The following is a 21563-nucleotide window of genomic DNA, read 5'->3' as shown; positions in this document are numbered from 1 at the left end:
AGTTGCATTTTCATGCGTCGATTCAAGCAGCGGTCAATCGATCGCCTTGGCATGCGCATGTTCGCGCGTTGCGGAAAAGCGCACGTCCGGTGCGCGTTCCTGGGCCAGCTGCAGATTCACCCGGGTCGGTGCCAGATAGACCAGCTGGCCGGCCGCATCGATGCCCAGATTGCCGGCATTTTTCTCGCGGAACTCTTCCAGCTTCTTCGGGTTGTCGCAATGCACCCAGCGCGCGGTGGTGACGCCCACCGGCTCGAAGATCGCATCCACGCCGTACTCGTCCTTGAGCCGGTAGGCAACCACGTCGAACTGCAGCACGCCCACCGCACCGAGGATCAGATCGTTGCTCATCAGCGGGCGGAAGAACTGCGTGGCGCCTTCTTCGGACAGCTGCGCCAGACCCTTTTGCAGCTGCTTGAGCTTGAGCGGGTCGCGCAGGCGCGCGCGGCGGAACAGCTCCGGTGCGAAGTTGGGGATGCCGGTAAACGACAGCGATTCGCCCTCGGTGAAGGTGTCGCCGATGGAGATGGTGCCGTGGTTATGGATACCGATGACATCGCCCGGCCAGGCTTCTGCAGCGATCTCGCGATCGGAGGCCATAAAGGTCAGCGCGTTGGCCAACTTGACGTCCTTGCCGCTGCGCACGTGCAGGGTCTTCATGCCGGCAGTGAACTTGCCCGAGCACACGCGCATGAAGGCGACGCGGTCGCGATGTTGCGGGTCCATGTTGGCCTGGATCTTGAAGACGAAGCCGCTGAGCTTGGCTTCGGTCGCCTCGACGCGACGGCCGGTGGTGTCGCGTGCCTGCGGCGGCGGTGCGTGTTCGATGAAGAAATCCAGCAGCGGTTGCACGCCGAAGTTGTTGACGCCCGAGCCGAAGAACACCGGGGTCTGCTTGCCTGCGCGATACGCCTGCAGATCGAATGGATTGCTGGCGCCTTGCACCAGGTCCAGTTCGTCGCGTAGCTCGGCCAGCATCTGCGTGCCGATCTTCTCGACCAGGCCGGGCGCATCCACCGACGGAAAGATGGTCGAATCCTGGCGGGTGAAGTTGCGGCCCTGTTCGTACAGGTGCACCTCGCCGGTGATCAGATGCACCACGCCCTTCAGGCGCTGGCCCATGCCGATCGGCCAGGTCACCGGCGCGCACTGGATGCCGAGCACGGTTTCCACTTCATCCAGCAGATCGATCGGGTTTTTTCCCTCGCGATCGAGCTTGTTGATGAAGGTCATGATGGGCGTGTCGCGCAGCCGGCAGACTTCCATCAACTTGATGGTGCGTTCTTCCACGCCCTTGGCCACGTCGATGACCATCAGCGCCGAGTCCACCGCGGTCAGCACCCGATAGGTGTCCTCGCCGAAGTCGGCGTGGCCGGGGGTGTCGAGCAGGTTGATCACCTTGCCCTCGTACGGGAACTGCATCACCGAGGAGGTGACCGAGATGCCGCGCTCCTTTTCCAGCGCCATCCAGTCCGAGGTGGCATGGCGGGCGGCCTTGCGGCCCTTGACCGAGCCGGCCATCTGGATCGCACCGCCGAACAGCAACAGCTTTTCGGTCAGCGTGGTCTTGCCCGCATCGGGGTGGGAAATGATGGCGAAGGTGCGGCGGCGCGCGGCTTCGTTGGAGACGTCGGACATGGGCTGAGCGCGCCCGGTCGGACGCCTGCGGAAACTGAGGAGGCCGGTGATTATAGCGGCTTCGCTCCGGCACGCCTTTCATGACCGGGTCGAGCCAGTCGGCTCTGGCGACGCCACCATCCTGGCGCCTGCGGGTCAGGGCGCTGGCGATGGAAACTGCAGCTCGCCTTGCGAGCCCATCATCCGGAACGGCAGCGAGATCAACTGCATCCCGGCATTGCGCTGAAGCGCGAAATGCAGGTGCGGGGCGGTGCTGAAACCGGTGTTGCCCGAGCTGCCCAGCCGCTCGCCGGCAGCCACCACCTGGCCGGCGCGCACTGCCACGCCATCGGGTGCCAGGTGCGCGTACACCGCCATGCTGCCGTCGGCATGCAGCACCCGCACCAGGTTGCCGCCGCCGGCCGCCGGGCCATGTGCGCCGTCTTCGCTGCTGTCGCGCTGCACCTGCATGATCACTCCCTCGCGCGCTGCCAGCACCGGCGTGCCGTGCGGCAGCGCGAAGTCCACCGCATACCAGTTGGGCGCATCGGTGTGGCTGAAGTGCCCACCGAAGCCCTGGTCTACCTGCACCGGCACATCGCGGAACGGTAATTGGTAGCGCACGGGCTGCGGGCGTGCCTGTGGGTCGCCGGGCACGACGTCGAGCTTGAGTCCAAGCCCGCCCAGGGCGCGCTGATTGCTGGCCGGATACAGCCGGGTGAGCAGGCGGCGTTCGTGCGCGGCCAGTTCTACCGTCAACGGTAATTGCGGCACGGCGCGGTAATCCTCGCTGGGCGGTGCGCTCAGTCGCACCTGCGCAGGTCCGGCCAGCGGGTTGCTGACCCAGGTCAGATAGGCCGGCGCCTGCCATTCGAGCTGCAGCAATGGGCCTGTGTCGCCGGCGTCAGGTACAGGCGGCGTTGCTGAAGTTCCAGGCCCGGTTGCCGCTCCAGCGCCGGGCCAGTGCCAGCGCTGCTGGGCGCTGGCAGGTGCAGCGCAGGCCAGCAGCAGGGTCATCAAGACCGATGCAAGGACGCGCAGGGCGGTGCGAGACACCGGGTGGGGCACGCGATCGGCTCGAACGGGAAAGACCTCAAGTATGCGGCCCATCACAGGGGGCAGTGGTATCGGATGAAAATATATCTTTCCATCCGCATGAAGAGATTGACATCGCAAAAAGGCGGTGGCATCGTAGCCTCACCATCGAGACCGGCGGAGGGACAGGCCCTTTGATGCCGGGGCAGCCAGCGGAGCGCGCAAGCGCCCGCGTTTGGTGCCAAATCCTGCGGGGACCTGCGCGTCCGCCGAAAGATGGTTCGATTTGTGCCTTGTGCACGTCGAACGCGAGCTCCCGCGAAGCTCGATGGCCGATCCACCCCGGATATCGCCATGAGCCTCGTGAATACAGCATCGCCCTCTACTACCGACTACACCTATACGCCCGCCGCCACCGATGACGGTTTGATTGCCGTGCGCGGCGATCTTGTCATCGCGCTGCCGATGCGGCATGCCGGCATGCGCGAGCTGCGGCTGCGCTATGAGCTGGTTGGCGCGGCCAATGCGCCGGTGGTGTTCGTGGCGGGCGGAATTTCTGCGCATCGCCATCTGGCCGCCAGTGCGCTGTTTCCCGAGAAAGGCTGGGTGGATGGCCTGGTTGGTACGGGCCGCGCGCTGGATCCGGCATCGCGCCGGCTGTTGGCATTCGATTTTCTTGGCGCCGACGGCACGCTGGATGCGCCGATCGATACCGCAGACCAGGCCGATGCGATTGCCGCGCTGCTGGATGCGCTGGGCATCGCGCGCCTGCATGGTTTTGTCGGTTATTCGTATGGCGCCCTGGTCGGTCTGCAACTCGCCACCCGCCATGCCGCCCGTGTCGGCACGTTGGTGGCAGTGAGCGGTGCGCATCGCGCGCATCCGTATGCCGCAGCGTGGCGCGCACTGCAGCGCCGCGCGGTAGCGCTGGGCCAGCTGCAATGCGCGGAACATCATGGGCTGGCGCTGGCACGGCAGTTCGCCATGCTCAGCTACCGCACGCCGGAAGAATTCAGCGAACGCTTCGACGCGCCGCCGGAAGTGATCAACGGCCGCGTGCGTGTGGCGGCCGAAGACTATCTGGATGCTGCCGGCGCGCAATACGTGGCGCGCACGCCGGTAAACGCGTATTTGCGGTTGTCCGAATCCATCGACCTGCATCGCATCGACCCCGCGCAAGTGCGCGTGCCCACCGTCGTTGTTGCGGTGGAGGGCGATCGCCTGGTGCCGCTGGCCGACCTGGTCACGCTAGTCGAAGGCTTAGGTCAGCGCGGCAGTCTGCGCGTGCTGCGCTCGCCGTATGGCCATGACGCCTTCCTGAAAGAAATCGATCGCATCGACGCGATCCTCACCACTGCCCTTCGCATCACCGGAGAAACCGCATGAGCTTTCGTGACCCCACCGACGCCCCTTGTACCGCTGCCACTGCCGCTGTCCGCGCCGGTATCGATCGCGACACTGCCTATGGCGCGGTAACGCCGCCGATCGTGTTGTCGTCGAACTTCTCCTTCGATGGTTTTGGCAACAAGCGCCAGTACGACTACACGCGCAGCGGCAATCCCACCCGCGATCTGCTCGGCGAAGCGCTGGCCGAACTGGAAGGCGGCGCCGGCGGGGTGATCACCTCCACCGGCATGGGCGCGATCAATCTGGTGCTCAATGCGCTGCTGCAGCCGGGCGATACGCTGGTGGTGCCGCACGATGCCTACGGCGGCAGCTGGCGCCTGTTCAATGCGCTGGCCAAAAAAGGCCACTTCGCGCTGATCACCGCCGACCTCACCGACCCGCGTTCGCTGGCCGATGCATTGGCGCACTCTCCCAAGCTGGTGCTGATCGAAACCCCATCCAATCCATTGCTGCGCATCACCGACCTGCGCTTCGTGATCGAGGCCGCAAAGAAGGTCGGCGCGTTGACGGTGGTGGACAACACGTTCCTGTCGCCGGCACTGCAAAAGCCGCTGGAATTCGGTGCGGATCTGGTGCTGCATTCCACCACCAAGTACATCAACGGCCATAGCGATGTGGTGGGTGGTGCTGTCGTTGCGCGCGATGCAGAGCTGCATCAGCAACTGGTGTGGTGGGCTAATGCGCTGGGCCTGACCGGTTCGCCGTTCGATGCCTTCCTCACCCTGCGCGGTTTGCGCACGCTGGATGCGCGACTGCGCGTGCATCAGGAAAACGCCGACGCGATCGCCGAGCTGTTGGACGGGCATGCGGCGGTCAATCAGGTGTATTTCCCGGGCCTGGCGTCGCATCCGGGGCACGCGCTGGCCGCGCGTCAGCAGAAGGGCTTCGGCGCGATGATGAGCTTCGAGCTGGAAGGTGGCGAAGCGGCAGTGCGCGCGTTTGTCGATGGCCTGCGTTACTTCACCCTGGCCGAGTCGTTGGGCGGTGTGGAAAGCCTGATCGCGCATCCGGCCTCAATGACGCATGCGGCCATGACGGCCGAAGCACGTGCTGCGGCCGGGATTTCCGATGGGCTGTTGCGGTTGTCGATCGGGATCGAATCGGCTGAAGACCTGCTGATCGATCTGCGCGCCGGCCTGGCGCGTGCCGAAGCGACGTTGACTACCGCAAGCCGCAAACAGGTCGACGCGTGAGCAGTGTGCTACCTGCTTCGCGTGGCGCTTCGGCGGTCGCAGTGACACCGACGCCACGTCTTGCCTTGCTGGGTACCGGCACGGTGGGGCGCGCGTTCGTGACGCGCTACACCGCGCTGCAGGAACGTCAATTGCGCTTGCCGCGCTTCGATTGGCTGGCCAATTCGCGCATTGCCCACGACTGCGGCACCAGTGCGGAACAGGCATTGCGGCAGGCCAATTCAGCGCCGCGCGGCCAGGCTGTGTTGCAGCCGTGGGCCGAGACCACTGCGCTGCGTGCCGGCGATGTGCTGGTGGATGCCACTGCCAGCGACGTGGTGGCCGATTGGCATGTGGAATGGCTGTTGCGTGGTGTGCATGTGGTCACCGCCAACAAGTTGGGCCAGGGCACCGCGTTGTCGCGTGCGCAGGCGCTGCACGCGGCGCGTCACGCCAGTGGTGCGCATTATGGTGATAGCGCGACGGTGGGGGCGGGGCTGCCCGTGCTCAGCAGCGTGCGCGCGCTGGTGGCGGGCGGCGACCATATCCATTCGATCGAAGGCGTATTGTCCGGATCGTTGGCGTGGCTGTTTGATCGCTATGACGGCAGCGGCGCGTTTTCCGATTGCGTGCGCGAGGCGATGGCGGCCGGTTACACCGAGCCGGATCCGCGCATCGATCTGTCAGGTGAGGACGTGCGGCGGAAATTGCTGATCCTGGCGCGTGCGGCGGGCTGGCAGCTGGAAGCCGAGCAGGTACATGTGGAATCGCTGGTGCCCGCAAGCATTGCGCGGCTGCCGCTTGACGCCTTGGATGCGCAGCTGGGCGCGCTGGACGAGGTCGTGGGCGCGCGTTGGCAGCAGGCGCGTGCTGCGGGGCGTTGCCTACGTTTCGTGGGTCGTGTGGATGCGCATGGCGCCAGCGTCGGCCTGCGCGAGTTGGCGCTGGATCATCCGCTTGCCGGTGGTGCCGGCACCGATAACCGCGTTGCGATCAGCAGCGATCGCTATCGCGAGCAGCCGTTGTTGATCCAGGGCCCGGGCGCGGGTGCGGAAGTGACTGCGGCGGCGTTGCTGGATGATGTGCTGCGGATTGTGGCGGGTTGATCGAGTGATCGTCGTTGTTTGAAGCATCGCGCAGGCCAAGGCTCTGGCTTGATCAGGTTGCAGCACGCCAACTGCCTGGCAATCGTGTGCTGAGAGACGCGGCATCAGATACGCATCTGACGCGCATCCATCCGCAGCTCGCATGTCAGCGAGCTGCGGCTTTCAGATCAGCGTATGTCAGGCAACACCGTGCCGCCGGTCCACCGCTTACTGCGCAATCGCCTTCAACAACGCAGCATTGAAGCGCTTCGGGTCCTGCACCTGCGGGGAATGTCCGAGGTCGGCGAACTCGATCAGCTTCGCATCCGGAATCGCCTCGGCCGCACGCTTGCCCAGCTTGGTGTAGTCGCCGACGCGTGCCTTGGCCTCCGGCGGCGCGGTGTCCTTGCCGATTGCGGTGCGGTCCTTGAGGCCGATGAACAGTGTGGTCGGCACGGCGAGCTTGGGCAGTTCGTAGACCACCGGTTGGTTGAAGACCATGTCGTAGGTCAGTGCCTGGTTCCAGGCGACGGCCTGCCTGCCGTTGCCCAGCGACATGCCGGCCTGCATGCGCGCCCAGCGTTCGAACTCGGGCTTCCATTGGCCGGCGTAGTAGACCTCCATCTGGTACTTCTTGATGCGCTCGAAACTGATCTTCAGTTCGTTGTCGTACCAGGCATCGACGCTACGCCACGGAATGCCTTCGGCCTTCCAGTCTTCCAGGCCGATCGGGTCGACCAATGCCAGATGCTCGGTGGCCTGCGGATACATCAGCGCATAGCGGATGGCGAGCATGCCGCCCATCGAATGACCGACCACCACGGCACGTTCGATGCCCAATTTTTTCAGCAGCGCCTGCGTGTTGTCGGCCAGTTGTGCGAAGGAAAACTGATAGGCCGCCGGTTTGCTGGATTTGCAAAAACCCACCTGGTCCGGCGCGATGACGCGGTAGCCGGCGGTGCTCAACGCGGCAATGGTCTGCTCCCAGGTGGCAGCGCAGAAGTTCTTGCCATGCAGCAGCACGGCGGTGCGTCCGTTGGGCTTGCCGGTGGGTGCGACATCCAGGTACGCCATTTCCAGCGGCTGCTGTTGCGAAGTGAACGCGAAGGTCTTGACCGGATACGGGTAGTCGAAGCCTTCCAGGCGCGGGCCATAGCTGGTTTCCTGCGCCATCAATGGGCCGCAGGCCAGGGCCAGGGTGAGAGTGCAGACAAGCTGTCGCATCGCGATCTCCGTCGGAATTCAGCCTTCGACGGTACACACGTGCATGTGGTGATCGCGTTCAACACGGCAACCCGCGTGCGGGAACGCCTGCTGTGTCGGATCAGTTCGCTGGGTCTGATTTTCGGTGCGATGCACCAGGCGCGCGGGGTGGCCACAAATCTCTTATTGCAGACGATAAGGCATGGCAGCCAACGCCTCATCGTACTCAGGCACGCCTTCACGATCGCGTGCAGTTGCCTGCCAATGCAGCTGAGCGAGACTTGCCACCGCTCAGCATTCGATGACGTTCACCGCCAGGCCGCCGCGGCTGGTTTCCTTGTACTTGTCCTGCATGTCGCGGCCGGTGTCGCGCATGGTCTTGATGACCTTGTCCAGCGATACCTTGTGCTTGCCGTCGCCGCGCATGGCCATGCGGCTGGCATTGATCGCTTTCACCGCGCCCATCGCATTACGTTCGATGCACGGGATCTGCACCAGGCCGCCGATCGGATCGCAGGTCAGGCCGAGGTTGTGTTCCATGCCGATTTCTGCAGCGTTTTCGATCTGCCCCGGGTTGCCGCCGAGCGCGGCGACCAGGCCGCCAGCGGCCATCGAGCAGGCCACGCCCACTTCGCCCTGGCAACCGACTTCGGCGCCGGAAATGGAGGCGTTTTCCTTGTAGAGAATGCCGATGGCCGCAGCAGTGAGCAGGAAGTCGAAGATGCGCTGCTCGGATGCGCCGGGGCAGAAGCGATCGAAGTAATGCAGCACCGAGGGAATGATGCCAGCCGCACCGTTGGTGGGTGCGGTAACGACGCGGCCGCCAGCAGCGTTTTCTTCGTTGACCGCGAGCGCGTACAGATTGACCCAGTCCAGCGTGGTCAACGGATCGCGCATCGCCGCTTCCGGCTTGGACGACAGTTCGCGATACAGCGCCGGTGCGCGACGCGAGACGTTCAGGCCACCCGGTAGCGTGCCTTCCTGGCGAATCCCGCGTTCCACGCATGACTGCATTGCCACCCACAGTTCGCGCAGGCCGGCGCGAATTTCGTCTTCGCTGCGCCAGCTCTTTTCGTTTTCGAACATCAGCGCGGCGATGCTCAGACCGCTGCGTGCGCATTGCGCCAGCAGTTCGTCGCCACTGAGGAACGGGTAGGGCAGTGGCGTCTCGTCGGCGACGATGCGGTCGTCGGCGGCATCGTCCTGGTTGACCACAAAACCGCCACCGACCGAGTAGTAATCGCGGGTGGCGATCACGGCGTCATTGGCGTCGTAGGCGGTGAAACGCATGCCATTGGTGTGGTACGGGAGCTTCTGCCGTTTGTTCATCGGCAGGTCGCGTTTTTCGTCGAAGGCGATGGTGTGCTGGCCCATCAAATTGATGCGCTTGCTGGCGCGGATGCGCTCGAGCGTGGCGGGGATGATGTCCGGGTCGATCAGGTTGGGGCGGTTACCTTCCAGGCCGAGCAGCACGGCCTTATCGGTGCCATGGCCGCGGCCGGTCAGGGCCAGCGAGCCGAAGACCTCGGCGCGGATGCGCACCACGTCCTGCAGGCGTCCGGCGTCGAGCAGCCAGCGATGCACAAAGCGTTCGGCCGCGCGCATCGGCCCCACGGTGTGGGAGGAACTCGGACCGATGCCGATCTTGAACAGGTCGAACGTGCTGACAGCCATGCTTGCCGGAGAGGTGAGCGTAAAGGCGGCTATTCTAGTCTTTCGGCGATTGCGGCACGTCTGCAGCGCAGCATTGAGAGCTTTGCGATGGCTTTGATCCTGTACCAACGCGACGAGTGCCACCTGTGCGACCAGGCCGTGGAGGTTCTGGCGCAGACGCGCGCGGGCGAATTCAGCAGCGTGTTTATCGATGGCGACGCGGCGCTTGAGTCTGCTTACGGCGAGCGCGTGCCGGTATTGCGAGATGCGGTTGGGCGCGAGTTGGGGTGGCCGTTCGATAGCCGGCGTTTGCGGGAATGGTTGAATGCCGGCACGCGCTGATGTGGCGCGTGCGCGCCCGATACGCGCCAGGTTGTGCACCTGGAGCGACTACTAAAACGACTTCACGTTGGTCTATTGCAGAGCTGCAGAGCTGCTGCGGGTTTGCTGCAGGGCCCTTGCCCGCCCACCATCGCGGGACACGCTGCAAGTACGTCCATGTAGGCTCTTACGCGGCATCCATGCCGCGTAAGGTCCCGCGACGGTGGGCGGGCAAGGACCAGTCGAGATGGTCGGTACGCATGGTTTTTAACAAAGCAGCCTGCGAACTTTCTGGTGAGGGCACCGCGCCCTCGACGCTGCGAGTTGGCTGCAGGGCCCTTGCCCGCCCATCATCGCGGGACACGCTGCAAGTACGTCCTTGTAAGCTCTTACGCGGCATCCATGCCGCGTAAGGTCCCGCGACGGTGGGCGGGCAAGGACCAGTCGAGATGGTCGGTGTGCATGGCTTTGAGTAAAGCAGCCAGAAACTCTCTGGTGCGGTGCCCTTGCCGATTGCGGGACCGTGTGGCGGCATGGATGCCGCCACCGAGCCCCCAGGGACGGGTTCACGGCGTGTCCCGCGAGCGGCAAGGGCACCGAGCCCTCGACCGACTCAGCGTTTGACCTGGACATTTGACTGCATCCAACAAGATCCGGCTAACAAACTCATTTTGTCGGATACCCCTTCAAAATGTCAGCTGCATTGATTCAACGGCACCATTGCTGCTCGCAGGGCACGCCATCGTGGTCGCCGTCCATTTCGGTATTTGGGCAATGCTGCAACACGTAAGTGGCATCGTCGCAGGAGGTCATCTGCGAGCAATGCGTGCGTCCGCCACAGCTGTAGTGCGGTGTGGGAGCGGGTGTAGCGGACGTTCTGCTTGCCGATGCAGGTGCCGTTACCGCAGGCGAACTCTGAGCCAAGGCGCGGTCTGGCAGCGTCCTGCCTGCCGGTGTTCGTGCCGCTGACGCTGACGGAGTTTCAGTGAGCGCAGGCTCTGGCATCAGCGTGTCCCGATTGACATACGCATAGCCGCCAGCGCCTGCCACCAGCAAGAGCAACATGACTTTGCCAAGCCCGACGGGGCCATGAGCCGATGTTGATCGCGCTGCTGCATGCTGCCGGCGTGGGCTGCGCTCGAGTGCACGCGCTCCGGCGCGCATCACGCGCACCGCTTGCTATCGCCCATCCTTGCCTGGTTCGATCTCGAAGGAAATCAGCTCGCCGATACGCGGCGCATCCGGGCCTTTGGGAAACGCGGAAATATGCACGAACACCTCATCGCCCGGCTGAGCAGGGGTAATGAAGCCGAAGCCGCGATCGGGGTTCCAGCGGGTCAACGTTCCGTGTGTGCGCATCGTCGGCGTCCTTTGGGCGAGTGCCGAGTCTAGCTGTCGCGCGGTGTCATCCAATCGTCAGACACAAAAAAACGGCGGACCCGACGAGGTAGTCCGCCGTTTAGTGGCCGCGTCCGGTTGCGGCCGGTGGCGTTACTTCGCCTTGAACACGACCTTGGTGCTGATCGCGGTTTCGTTGGGGATGGTCTTGGTGTCGGCCCAGTCGCCGCCGCCCACGCCGAAGTCCAGGCGCTTCACCACCGCCTTGCCGGCCAGCACCGGCTGCGCGCCGGGGGTCCAGGTGAAGGTCAGCGTGACCGGCTTGCTGATGCCGCGCAATTCCAGCGTGCCGTCGGCGGCGTACTGGTTGCCGCCGAGTGCGCGGAACTTGTCGGCGCGGTAGCGCGCGGTGGCGAACTTGGCCACGTTGAAGAAGTCCGGCCCCTGCAGAGTCGAATCACGGTCGCCATTGCCGCTGACGGCACCTGCCAGCGGAATGCGCACGTCGAGCTTGGCACCGGCGAGATTGGCCGGATCGAAACTCAGCGTGGTGTCGAAACCGGGGAACTTGCCGGTGAAGACTTCGCCGTCGTACTTGCTGGCAAACACCAGCGACGAACCGGGCGCCTGGACGTAGTCGGCAGCGAGCACCGGGGCGGCAGCGAACGTGGCCACCAATGAGGCGGCGACCAGCAGGGGAGAGGCGAATAACCTGGACGACATGGGGGATCCTTTAGGGTTTGGAAGAGAGCCAACCGCGCGGCAACATCCGCACCAAGGTGGCGTCACGCTGGAACAGGTGGTGATAGAGCGCAGCGCCGGCATGCGCCAGCACCACCGCAATCAACAACCAGAAGCCCCACTCGTGGATGAAATGCGCAATGGCGCGCAGTTGTTCGTCCGGCGGGCTGAGCTTGGGAACGGCAAACAAGCCGAACCAACGGAACGGGCGCAGGCCGCTGGTGGAGTCGTACAGCCAGCCCGACAACGGCATGGCGAAGATCATGGCGTACAGCACCCAGTGGGTGAGCCCGGCAATGCGTTCCTGCCAGCGCGGCGTACCGCTTACCGGCGGCGGCGCGCCTGCATAGATGCGCCAGCCCAGCCGCACGATCACCAGCGCCAGCACGGTCAGACCCACCGACTTGTGCGCGGTGTAGACCCAGAAATATTTCGGGGTCTTGGGCAGGTCGCCCATGATCAGGCCAACCACGCCCAACGCCAGAATCAGCAGTGCGATCAGCCAATGCAGGGTCTGGCTGACACCGCCCCAACGTTCGATGTTCTTCAGGCTCATGCTCAGGATTCCGGGCTGGTGGCAGCGTCAGGGGCGGCGGGTGCGTCATGCGGTTGTGGTGCGTCGTCTTCGGCACGGCCTTCGCGCACGGCTTCGGCTTCGATGCGCAGTTCCACCGAGTCGCCGATCATCGACTTCCACGCGTCGATTCCGAACTCGGCACGGCTCAGCGTGGCGGTGGCCGAGAAACCGGCAGTGCGCCGGAACGGCGGCAGCGGATGACGTTTGAGTGCGTTGAGGGTGACATCCAGGGTGACCGGGCGGGTGACCCCATGCAGGGTCAGATTTCCAGTGACCTTGGCGTGGTTTTCGCCGCTTGCGACCACCTGCGTGGAGACGAAATGCGCGTCGGGAAACCGCTCGGCGTCGAGCAGGTTGCGCGCCAGCGTGGCCTCATTCCACTTGGCATCGCCCAGGTCGGCGCGGTGCAGCGGCACGGTGACGTCCAGCTTTGCCGAGGCCCAGTCGTCCGGGTCGAACACCAGCGTGCCGCTACTTCCGGAAACGGTGCCCAACGCCTTGGAAAACCCGGCATGTTCGACTGCGAACAGCACCCGCGTGTGCACCGGATCCAGCGCGTAACGCACCGGCGCGGCGGTTGCGGCAAGGCTGGTCGCGACCAGGGCGGGAAGCAGCAACAGGCGGGCTAGGATTGTCATGGGCGGATTCTAGGCATTCCCGCTGCGCTCCGCTTGGCTTGCGCTCGCAACGATCCGTTGCGAGCATGCGGGCTGGACGTGGAAAGGATGCCCACATGCGTGCGCTCATCGTTGTGCTTGTCTTGCTGCTTGGCGCTTTGCCATGTGCGGCGAAGATTCCCGAGATTCCCCGTTTCCGCATTGTAGGGCCCAGCGATGGACTTCCATCGACCATGGTGGTTGCGATCCACCAGGATCGTGCGGGTTATCTGTGGCTTGGCACCCTGGATGGCCTGGTGCGTTACGACGGCGCGGGATTCAGGACCTGGAGACACGATCCGAACGACTCTGCGTCGTTGCCCTGCAATGCGGTCCAGGCGCTGCATATCGATGCGCTGGACAGGATATGGATCGGCTGCGGCAAGACGCTGAGCGTCATGGATGCCGGACGACGCCAGTTTCGCCACTATCGCACTGCGGACTATCCTTTGCTGAAGGACGGCGAGATCTACAGCATCGCTGCGTTCGACGGCGATATCTGGGCCGGGACCACGTCCGGCGCGCTGGTCCGCATCGATGCTGGTGGGACGATGTCGTCGGTGGATCTGGGTGCGGTCGATGGCGATCTTGACCAGGCCATGGTCATGAATCTTGCGGCGGACAACCGGCAGCGGCTGTGGATCGCAACCAGTAATGGACTGGCTTATTACGACGGGAAACATCTGCGTCGCGAATATGTCCCGGACGAGCCGAACCGGCAGTCGGCCATTTTCGGTCTGCAATGGACCGGCGACCGTCTGTGGCTGGGCAGCGAGTCTGGATTGCATGTCATGGGGTCCAACGATCAATGGCAGCCGCTTCCCTGGGGAACGATGTTCGGTAGCGGCAACGAGTTCTGGGGCGCAGTGGCTGCTCAGGACGGCGAATTCTGGCTAGGGAGCGGACGCGGTCTATGGCGGACGCGTGGCGAGCGTCCACCGGTCCCTGCCTTCAGCGGCGAGGGTCCGTTGTCGCGCCGTAATGTGGTCGGTCTGCTGGGAGCGGCCGATGGGGGGCTTTGGGTTCCGATGCATGGTACTGGCCTGGGGTATTTGCCGGCGTATTGGAAGCGCAGTGCCGTGCTCAAGCCCGCCGCGCCGACCGGCGATGCCATTTATTGCAATCTGGCACCCGCCACACGGTCTGGTGGTTTGTGGCAGGTGGATACAGACGGTCGCTTGTTGCGCGTTGATCCGAGCACGGGCGACACGTTTCAGACAGGATTGCAGTCGCCGCATCTCAAGGGCATGGAGCTGGTGTCGGCGTTGGAGGATCGTCTGCAGCGTGTCTGGCTGGGCAATTTGAGCTTTGGTCTCTCGCGGATGGATCTGCGCACTGGTGAGTTCATCCACTGGCCGTCCGATGGTCCCGAACCGGCATCCGCGCTGTCGGCGCCGGATTGGATCATCGAGCAGGGCGACACGGTGTGGATGGCATTCCTCGACATGGTGCAGCAGCGCGATTTACGTAGCGGCCGCGTCTTGCAGCGCATCACTCAGCAAGACCTGCATGGCCTCAGCGACATCGCTGTACAGCAGCTTGAACAAGGCCCCGACGGGCGTGTCTGGGCTGCGGGCGAGGGCGGCATGTTTGCCTGGGACGACACCTCTCGCCGCTTTGTGCCGGTTGCAGGCCTCGAAGGAACCCCGATCCAGGCGTTTGCCAGCCAATCGCCGGAGACGGTGTGGGTATACCGGGCCACCGGTGCGGAACAATGGAAAAAAACCGCAACAGGCTGGACGCGTGTGCGCCACGTGGGCGAAGCCGACGGGCTGGCCGGATTCGACGCCTCTGCAATGCAGATCGACCCGCATGGCAGGGTCTGGATTTCCAGCTTGCGTGGGCTCTGGCGGATCGATCCCTCGGTGACGCCGGCACGGCTGCGCAATATCGGCACGCGCGATGGGTTGACCAGTCAGGAATTCGTCCAGCATTGCCTGCTGATGGCGGGCGACACCTTGATCGGGGCGACCAGCGATGGCTCCACCGTGTTGCTGGATACCGCAATGCCCGATATCGCACCGTTTGTGCCCGCATTGCAGTTGGAACATCTCAGCGTGTTGCGTAATGGTGCACGCATCGCGTTGCCGATGGATCGCCCGTTTCAGCTGGGTCCCGGGGACCGGCAGCTGCAGATCGTCAGTCGTCTGCTGTCGTATAGCGATCCGCTTTCCAATCGTTATCGCAGTTTCTTGAAAGGCTTCGATACGGAGTGGCAGACCTCGGGCAACGCGGGGATCCGCGAATTTGCCAGTTTGCCTGCCGGCAACTACGAGCTCGCGCTGCAGGGTGTAGACCCCTTGGGTAATCGCTCGCCAGTGCGCACCCTGCGATTTACGGTCAATCCACCCTGGTGGCGCAGCGACGTCGGTATCGCGCTGATCTGCCTGCTTGGATTACTGCTGAGCGCATTGCTTGCCGCCGCCTACCGCCGGCGTGTGCGCATGCGTGCGCAATGGCAACTTGCGCAGCACAAACGCGAGCTTGCCGAGCAGGCGTCGCAGGCCAAGACGCGGTTTCTTGCGACGCTGGGGCACGAGGTGCGTACGCCGATGACCGGTGTGCTGGGGATGAGCGAGCTACTGCTGCAGACACCGTTGGATGGACGTCAGCAGGGCTATGCCAGCGCGATCCAGTCGGCGGGCAAGCATCTGCTGCGGCTGGTCAACGATGCGTTGGATCTGGCGCGGATCGAGGCCGGCAAGCTGCCACTGGATTACCGCGATTTCGATTTGCGCCAGCTGATCAGGCAAGTGGCCGAGCTGGTGCGCCCGACTGCCGAGCAGAAGCAGTTGGTCTTCGAGTGCGAGCTGGAGGATGCGCTGCCGCCGGCACTGCACGGCGATGCCAGCCGGGTGCAGCAGATCCTGCTCAATCTGTTGTTCAACGCGGTCAAGTTCACTGAGCGCGGCAGTGTGAGTTTGCGTGTCTCAGTGCTGCCGCAAGGCCACAAGCAAGGCATCCGGATGGAGGTGCGCGATACCGGCCCCGGCATGAGTGCAGAACAGCGCGGGCGCCTGTTCCAGCGCTTCGAGCAGGCCGAAGGCGCGCTCACGCTTGCGCGGCATGGCGGCAGTGGCCTGGGGCTGGCGATCTGCCGCGAATTGGCAGCGGCCATGGGCGGTGAAGTGACGGTCAGCAGCGAACTGGGGCAGGGCGCGTGTTTCGTGGTCGAGCTACCGTTGCGCTGGGTGGCTGCGTTACCCGCAGTGACGCCGAATGTGGCACGCACAACGCCGCTTCACGATCAGGCGCCGCTGCAGCTGCTGCTGGTCGAAGACGACCCCACCGTGGCGCAGGTGATTGTCGGCCTGCTGCAGACGCGCGGGCATCAGGTCACGCATGTATTGCATGGTCTTGCGGCACTGGCCGAGGTGAGCACGCGCAGCTTCGATGCGGGGCTATGCGACCTGGACCTGCCCGGCATCGACGGCGCGGCACTGGTAGCGCAATTGCGCGCGCGCGGCGTGTGTTTTCCGATCGTTGCGGTGACCGCACGCGCCGACGCCGATGCAGAACCGCAGGCAATGGCGGCCGGATGCAATGGATTCTTGCGCAAGCCGGTCACCGGCGACTTGCTCGCGCAGGTACTGGCGCGCGCGCTTGCTGACGCCAGCGACGCACAGGAAGACCCGGTTGCCGACTAGGGGCGGCCGCAGCGAAGCAGGTACAGTGCAGTCCCGCCAAGGAGCGCGCGCAAGCGTGCAGGTGGCGATGGGGACAAGGATGAAGATGAAGAAGGTGCTGCTGTCGTTGCTTGCGGTCTTGTTGCTGCTGATCGGTGTGGATGCGTTGGCGGTGAACCAGATCGAGACCCCGCGCATGCGCCGGTTCGGGCCGGTCGAAGGCCTGCCTTCGCGCATGGTGCTGGCCTTGGCGCAGGACCGGCAGGGTTATATCTGGGCGGCCACCAGCGACGGTCTGGCGCGCTACGACGGCATCGGCCTGCAGGTGTGGCGGCATGATCCGCACACCGCAAACTCAATTCCCGGCAACGAGGTCGAAGCGCTGTTTATCGACAATCGCGACCGGGTCTGGCTGGGCATCAATGGCTCGCCGCTCAGTATGCTCAACACAGAACGTGAGGCCTTTACGACATTTCCTGACGTCGCCGAAGCCTGTGCCGGGCAGGTCTGGTCGATTGCGCAGGCGCAGGGCGCGATCTGGGTTGGGAGCAGTGGCGGCGGCCTGTGTCGACGCGAAGAAAATGGCCGGGTGACGGTATTCCGCGCAGCGCCTGATGTGCCGGATGCACTGCCTAGCGACACCATCATGAGCATGGTGACCGACGTGCGCGGCCGATTGTGGATTGGCACCGCCAGCGGTCTGGTGCTGCGCGATGGCGAGCGTTTCGTGCGCATCGCGCCGGACCGCCTGAGCGCAACGGTGTTCAAACTAAGTAAGGATCCCGACGGCACGCTGTGGGTGGGCAGTAGCAAGGGTTTGTACCGGGTAACACCCGCCGGCGTGCTGGAACCCGCGCCCTGGGACGGATCTACCGACATACGTGCCGGCACGGTGGTGCACGATGTGCATGGTGGCTACTGGGTGGGCGCGGCCGATGGTTTTTTTCGAGTAGCGCCCGGCGAAACTGCGCTGCGAGTGATGGAAGGCGATCATGGTAGTGGCTTTCTCACCGCCCATAGCGGTGTGCTCGATGTCATGCAGGACCGCCAGGGCGGGTTGTGGCTTGGGATGATTTCGCAGGGCGTGGCGTACCTGCCGCCGGACTGGCGGCGCTTTTCCACGATTTTCGAGACGCAGGGCAAGCCGCTGGAGGGCCTTTACCTGGTGAATGCCGCCGCCGATGGCGATAGTTTTCTGGTGACCACCGGCGAGGGGGTTTATCGGGTCGGCGATCAGGGCAACGTTGTGCCCGTGTTGCAAAGCGATGTGTTGGGCGGCGGTACCGTGCAGTCGGTGCTGCCGACCGGCGACGGCAGTCTGTGGGTTGCGCTGCGGGAGGGTGTCACCCGCTATACCCTGAAAACCGGCGAGAAACGCAAGCTCGCGATGGAGATCGGCACGTCCGACACCCATAGGGTGGAATTGATGGCGCCAGGTATCGACGGCGAGTTCTGGCTGTCGATTGTGGAAGCCGGCGTGCAGCGGCGTGCGGCAGACGGACGGCTACTGGCAACGTTCCACTTCGGTACCGACCTCGGCGAGGTGGGTGGCATGGTGCAGCAACTGGTGATACGTCCCGATGGCTCGGCGTGGGTTGCGGCCGGTGACGGGCTATGGGTTTGGCAGGGTGAGCGCTTTCGCAAGGTGATCGGCGACGCTAGCCGCGAAGTCTATGCGCTGGCTTTCGTATCGCCGCGCGAATTCTGGGTGGGGCGCCCGGGTGCGCTGGAGCGCTATCACTGGGATGGCCAACAGGCGCGCCTGCTTGAGCGGGTCGGGCGCGAGCACGGTCTGCCGTCCACCGAAATACGCGGTCTGGCCTTGGGCGGCAAAGACACGGTGTGGGCGACTACCTCGCGAGGCCTGTTCGCCTACAAGCGCGGCCAGGCCCAGGTGCGCATGTTCGGCCAACGCGATGGCCTGCCCGACAGCGAATTCTCGATGCGTCCACCGGTCACCGGCCCCACGGGACAAGTGTTGGCGCTGACCACCAGCGGCATCGTGCTGTTCGACCCATCGCGGCCGTTTTCCGCCGCGCCGTCGGCACGGCTGGTGATCGAATCGGTGCAGGTGCGCCGTAACGATGCCGAGCGCTCGCAGCCGGTCTCTCACAAGGTGCCGATGGTGCTGCAGGCGCGCGACCGCGATCTGCGTATCAGTGCGCGATTGCTGTCGTTCGTCGATCCGGCCTCTGCGCATTATCGTTACCGCATCGACGGCTACGACGAACGTTGGGTGGAGCAGGGCGCCGGCGGCGAACGCGTGATTTCGCGCTTGCCGCCCGGCGACTACCGCATCGAAGTGCAGGCGCGTGCCGGCGAGGGCGACTGGGTCGCTGCGCCGACGTTGCAGCTGGAAGTGCGCCCGCCGTGGTGGCTGAGCACACCGGCGCAGCTGGTGGCCGCGTTGCTGTGTGTGCTGCTGTCATGCCTGGGTGTGTGGGCCTGGCGGCGCCGGGTGCGACGCCAGCAGGAATGGGTGCTGGCACAACAACGCCAACAGCTTGCCGAGCAGGCCTCGGTGGCCAAATCGAACTTTCTTGCCAACCTGGGACATGAAGTACGCACGCCGATGACCGGTGTGCTCGGCATGAGCGAACTGCTACTGGCCACGCCACTGGATGCCAAGCAGCGCAGTCACGTCGACGCGATCCGCAAGGCCGGTGCGCATCTGCTGCGGTTGGTCAACGATGCACTGGATCTGGCGCGTATCGAAGCCGGCAAACTGGAGCTGGTGCAGCAGCCGTTCGACCCGGCGCAACTGACCCAGGAACTGGCCGATTTCATGCATCCGATCAGCGAAGCGCGCGGATTGCGTTTTCACTATCGCAATCAACTGCCTGCGCAGTTGGTGGTGCTGGGCGACGCGACGCGGGTACGCCAGATCCTGATCAATCTGCTCGGCAACGCGATCAAGTTTTCCGAACGCGGCGAGGTCTCTCTCACGGTCAGTCAGCATGGCGAGGTGCTGCGCTTCAAGGTGCGCGATTCCGGGCCAGGCATCGGCCCGGAGCAGCAGAAGCGCTTGTTTCAGCGATTCGAACAAGCCGATGGCGCGCGCACCAGCGCTCGCTACGGCGGCAGCGGCCTTGGGCTGGCGATCTGCCAGGAGCTCACCGTGGCGATGAAGGGCACGATCAGCGTGCGCAGCAGGCTTGGCGTCGGCACCCAGTTCAGCGTGGACCTGCCGTTGCCGATCGATCGCTCCGGCGTGCGCATCGCTTCTGGCGAGCTGGGCGCGGTGGCCGGTGAGTCGTTGCGCATCTTGCTGGTGGAAGACGACCCGACCGTGGCCGAGGTGATCTCCGGCCTGCTGATGGGCCGTGGCCATCGGGTGGTGCATGCCGCGCACGGGTTGGCGGCGCTGTCGGAGGCGGTCGATGGCTGCTTCGACATCGCGCTGCTGGATCTGGATCTCCCCGGCCTGGATGGATTTGCGCTGGCATCGCAACTGCGCCGGCTCGGGCATGGGTTCCCACTGCTCGCGGTCACCGCGCGTGCCGACGGCGATGCGGAGCGCCAGGCGCAAGCAGCAGATTTCGATGGATTCCTGCGCAAGCCGGTCACCGCCGATATGTTGGTCGAGGCGATTGCGGCGGTGCGTAAAGCGCAGAGATCGCGCGCGCGATCGGACGATGGCGCAGCACTAGGAGTACCGATGTGAACCGCAGCAGGCTTGCCCGTGTGTGGCGCGGCCCGCACTATGCGGAAAACTGCAGTGAAATGTTCATGTTGCGCCAACGTCTTCTTCCCAATTTCCGACGGATTTTCGCTGGACTGTGTTTTTGGCTGCTGATCGCGGTCTTGCCTGCGCTCGCCTTCGCGGATGTGCCAATCACTCCGGTGCCTGTCCAGCTCACTGTGGCCGACGGCCTGCCTTCCAATACGATCAATGATTTTGCCGAAGACAAATACGGTTACCTGTGGCTGGCAAGTGCCGATGGTCTAGCCAGATTCGATGGGCGTAGTTACCGCATCTGGCGAATGGAGGAAGGGCTTACTGATAACTTTGTCTGGGCTGTTAGCGTAGATTCAAACGACGGGGTATGGGTTGGTTTCGAAAATGGTGGCGCAGGGTTACTAGACGCCAAGAAGCGGGCATTCAAGCCGCTGGAGGATTCGCGTTTTCCTGAGTTTGCACGTAGCTCTGTATGGGCGATTGCGCATACCCCCGATCATGATACTTGGTTCGGCACATCGAAGCACGGGCTTTATCGGTTGCGGCCAGATGGAACAATTGAGAACTTTAAGTTTGTAGAGGAAGATGATCATAGCTTGCCTGGGAACAGCGTCACCGCATTGCGTGTTACACCAGACGGAGCGTTGTGGGTCGGCGGCAACTCAGGTGTTGCACGCTGGACAGGAAGTAATTTTAAACGAGTGCTGTTGCCGGGTGATATTCAATCTTCAAATGGAATGCGGCTAGATTCTAGCGGGAATTTATGGGTCACCGACGGCAATAACCATCTATACCGGCTGGACTCCAATGGGAATTTTAAAGCGCAGCCTTGGCAGGAAAGTAAAGGTAAAAATCAGGTTATAGGCATGCTGTTGCAAGATCGTGCGGGACGCTATTGGTTGGATACTATGTCTGGCTTAGGTATCTCCAATGGAAAGAGCATTCATAATGTGCCGATTTACAGCCTGTCCGTCCGTGGACTAGTCAAGCCGAGCTGGGCCAGCGCATACGAAGATCGCGAAGGCGGACTCTGGTTCGCTAGTCTCAATGGTGGTTTATGGCATTTACCACCTAACTGGGACGCTTTCGCGGTTCTTTCGTATCACGCGGATGACCCTAAATCGATGATAAATCCGTTCATAAAGGCCGCATCATCTTCTGCATCCGGTGGATTCTGGATTGCTGGGACGCGTGGCGCATTGGAGCGATTAGATCCTGTTAGTGGTCGGCTGGAACGCCATATGCAACCAATCTATAAGTTCCGCTGGCCAACGTCCTTGATCGAAAGTAAAGATGGTTACTTATGGATAGGTCTTCCTAATTCACTAGGGCCTGTTAACACTAATGGCCCGAGCGATTAAACTATCGTGCATGGAGATCACGCCAGCACAATTTTCTCTGATCGAACACTGCCTGCCGGCGCAGCGCGGCAATGTCAGCATGACCAACCTGC

At 63.7% G+C, this 21563-nt stretch carries 16 protein-coding genes and 1 riboswitch; of the genes, 7 read left to right on the top strand and 9 right to left on the bottom strand.

Annotated elements, in window-relative coordinates; genetic code table 11:
* Positions 1-33 precede the first annotated feature (33 nt).
* Together ABS769_RS17525 and ABS769_RS17520 are read right to left on the bottom strand one after the other, a co-directional pair.
* On the bottom strand, positions 34-1638 hold the full coding sequence (locus ABS769_RS17525; RefSeq protein ID WP_074057972.1) for a peptide chain release factor 3: 1605 nt from the start codon (positions 1636-1638) through the stop codon (positions 34-36).
* A gap of 135 nt (positions 1639-1773) precedes the next feature.
* Positions 1774-2685 carry a M23 family metallopeptidase gene (locus tag ABS769_RS17520; protein ID WP_317062380.1) on the bottom strand — a complete coding sequence of 304 codons (912 nt, stop codon included), beginning with the start codon at positions 2683-2685 and terminating at the stop codon, positions 1774-1776.
* Positions 2686-2814: 129 nt separating this feature from the next.
* Positions 2815-2935, top strand: a riboswitch (SAM riboswitch).
* A gap of 71 nt (positions 2936-3006) precedes the next feature.
* Between ABS769_RS17520 and metX the strand changes: the two genes are divergently transcribed.
* From metX to ABS769_RS17505, 3 genes are read left to right on the top strand one after another with little or no spacing between them, the layout of a single operon-like run.
* Positions 3007-4038 (top strand): homoserine O-succinyltransferase MetX, encoded by a 1032-nt coding sequence (metX, locus tag ABS769_RS17515; RefSeq protein WP_317062381.1) that lies wholly within the window; start codon positions 3007-3009, stop codon positions 4036-4038.
* On the top strand, positions 4035-5252 hold the full coding sequence (locus ABS769_RS17510; RefSeq protein ID WP_317062382.1) for an O-succinylhomoserine (thiol)-lyase: 1218 nt from the start codon (positions 4035-4037) through the stop codon (positions 5250-5252). Before metX ends, ABS769_RS17510 begins: the two co-directional genes overlap by 4 nt.
* Positions 5249-6337, top strand: coding sequence for a homoserine dehydrogenase (locus ABS769_RS17505; protein ID WP_317062385.1), 1089 nt, complete (start codon positions 5249-5251; stop codon positions 6335-6337). Before ABS769_RS17510 ends, ABS769_RS17505 begins: the two co-directional genes overlap by 4 nt.
* A gap of 207 nt (positions 6338-6544) precedes the next feature.
* Here ABS769_RS17505 and ABS769_RS17500 read toward each other — a convergent pair whose 3' ends face one another.
* A complete protein-coding gene (locus tag ABS769_RS17500; RefSeq protein ID WP_317062388.1) occupies positions 6545-7540 on the bottom strand; it encodes an alpha/beta fold hydrolase in 996 nt (331 codons plus the stop codon).
* Between the two features lie 270 nt (positions 7541-7810).
* On the bottom strand, positions 7811-9193 hold the full coding sequence (locus ABS769_RS17495) for an L-serine ammonia-lyase (RefSeq protein ID WP_317062389.1): 1383 nt from the start codon (positions 9191-9193) through the stop codon (positions 7811-7813).
* 87 nt (positions 9194-9280) lie between these two features.
* Between ABS769_RS17495 and ABS769_RS17490 the strand changes: the two genes are divergently transcribed.
* Positions 9281-9514, top strand: coding sequence for a glutaredoxin family protein (locus tag ABS769_RS17490; protein WP_317062390.1), 234 nt, complete (start codon positions 9281-9283; stop codon positions 9512-9514).
* A gap of 687 nt (positions 9515-10201) precedes the next feature.
* Here ABS769_RS17490 and ABS769_RS17485 read toward each other — a convergent pair.
* From ABS769_RS17485 to ABS769_RS17465, 5 genes are all read right to left on the bottom strand, one after another.
* Positions 10202-10498, bottom strand: coding sequence for an excalibur calcium-binding domain-containing protein (locus tag ABS769_RS17485; RefSeq protein WP_350498217.1), 297 nt, complete (start codon positions 10496-10498; stop codon positions 10202-10204).
* A 174-nt stretch (positions 10499-10672) separates the two neighbouring features.
* Positions 10673-10852: a cold-shock protein gene (locus ABS769_RS17480; protein ID WP_317062392.1), complete on the bottom strand. Its 180-nt coding sequence runs from the start codon at positions 10850-10852 to the stop codon at positions 10673-10675.
* 132 nt (positions 10853-10984) lie between these two features.
* Positions 10985-11554 carry a YceI family protein gene (locus ABS769_RS17475; protein ID WP_023904684.1) on the bottom strand — a complete coding sequence of 190 codons (570 nt, stop codon included), beginning with the start codon at positions 11552-11554 and terminating at the stop codon, positions 10985-10987.
* 10 nt (positions 11555-11564) lie between these two features.
* Positions 11565-12128, bottom strand: coding sequence for a cytochrome b (locus ABS769_RS17470; RefSeq protein WP_317062393.1), 564 nt, complete (start codon positions 12126-12128; stop codon positions 11565-11567).
* A 2-nt stretch (positions 12129-12130) separates the two neighbouring features.
* The gene (locus ABS769_RS17465) at positions 12131-12787 is read right to left on the bottom strand and encodes a YceI family protein (RefSeq protein ID WP_317062394.1); all 657 of its coding nucleotides are present in this window, start codon (positions 12785-12787) and stop codon (positions 12131-12133) included.
* 95 nt (positions 12788-12882) lie between these two features.
* Between ABS769_RS17465 and ABS769_RS17460 the strand changes: the two genes are divergently transcribed.
* The 3 genes from ABS769_RS17460 to ABS769_RS17450 all read left to right on the top strand — a co-directional run bounded on the left by ABS769_RS17460 (position 12883) and on the right by ABS769_RS17450 (position 21471).
* Complete coding sequence (locus ABS769_RS17460; RefSeq protein WP_350498216.1) at positions 12883-16452, top strand: hybrid sensor histidine kinase/response regulator; 3570 nt, start codon at positions 12883-12885, stop codon at positions 16450-16452.
* Positions 16453-16537: 85 nt separating this feature from the next.
* A complete protein-coding gene (locus ABS769_RS17455; protein ID WP_317062398.1) occupies positions 16538-20095 on the top strand; it encodes a sensor histidine kinase in 3558 nt (1185 codons plus the stop codon).
* Positions 20092-21471: a ligand-binding sensor domain-containing protein gene (locus ABS769_RS17450; protein WP_350498215.1), complete on the top strand. Its 1380-nt coding sequence runs from the start codon at positions 20092-20094 to the stop codon at positions 21469-21471. Before ABS769_RS17455 ends, ABS769_RS17450 begins: the two co-directional genes overlap by 4 nt.
* The last annotated feature ends 92 nt before the right edge of the window (positions 21472-21563 follow it).

The sequence above is a fragment of the Xanthomonas hortorum genome (assembly GCF_040279205.1).
In the GTDB taxonomy this organism is placed as follows: Bacteria; Pseudomonadota; Gammaproteobacteria; order Xanthomonadales; family Xanthomonadaceae; genus Xanthomonas; species Xanthomonas hortorum_F.
The sequence above is the reverse complement of the archived record's forward strand: the minus strand, read 5'-3'. Positions and strand labels throughout refer to the sequence as shown.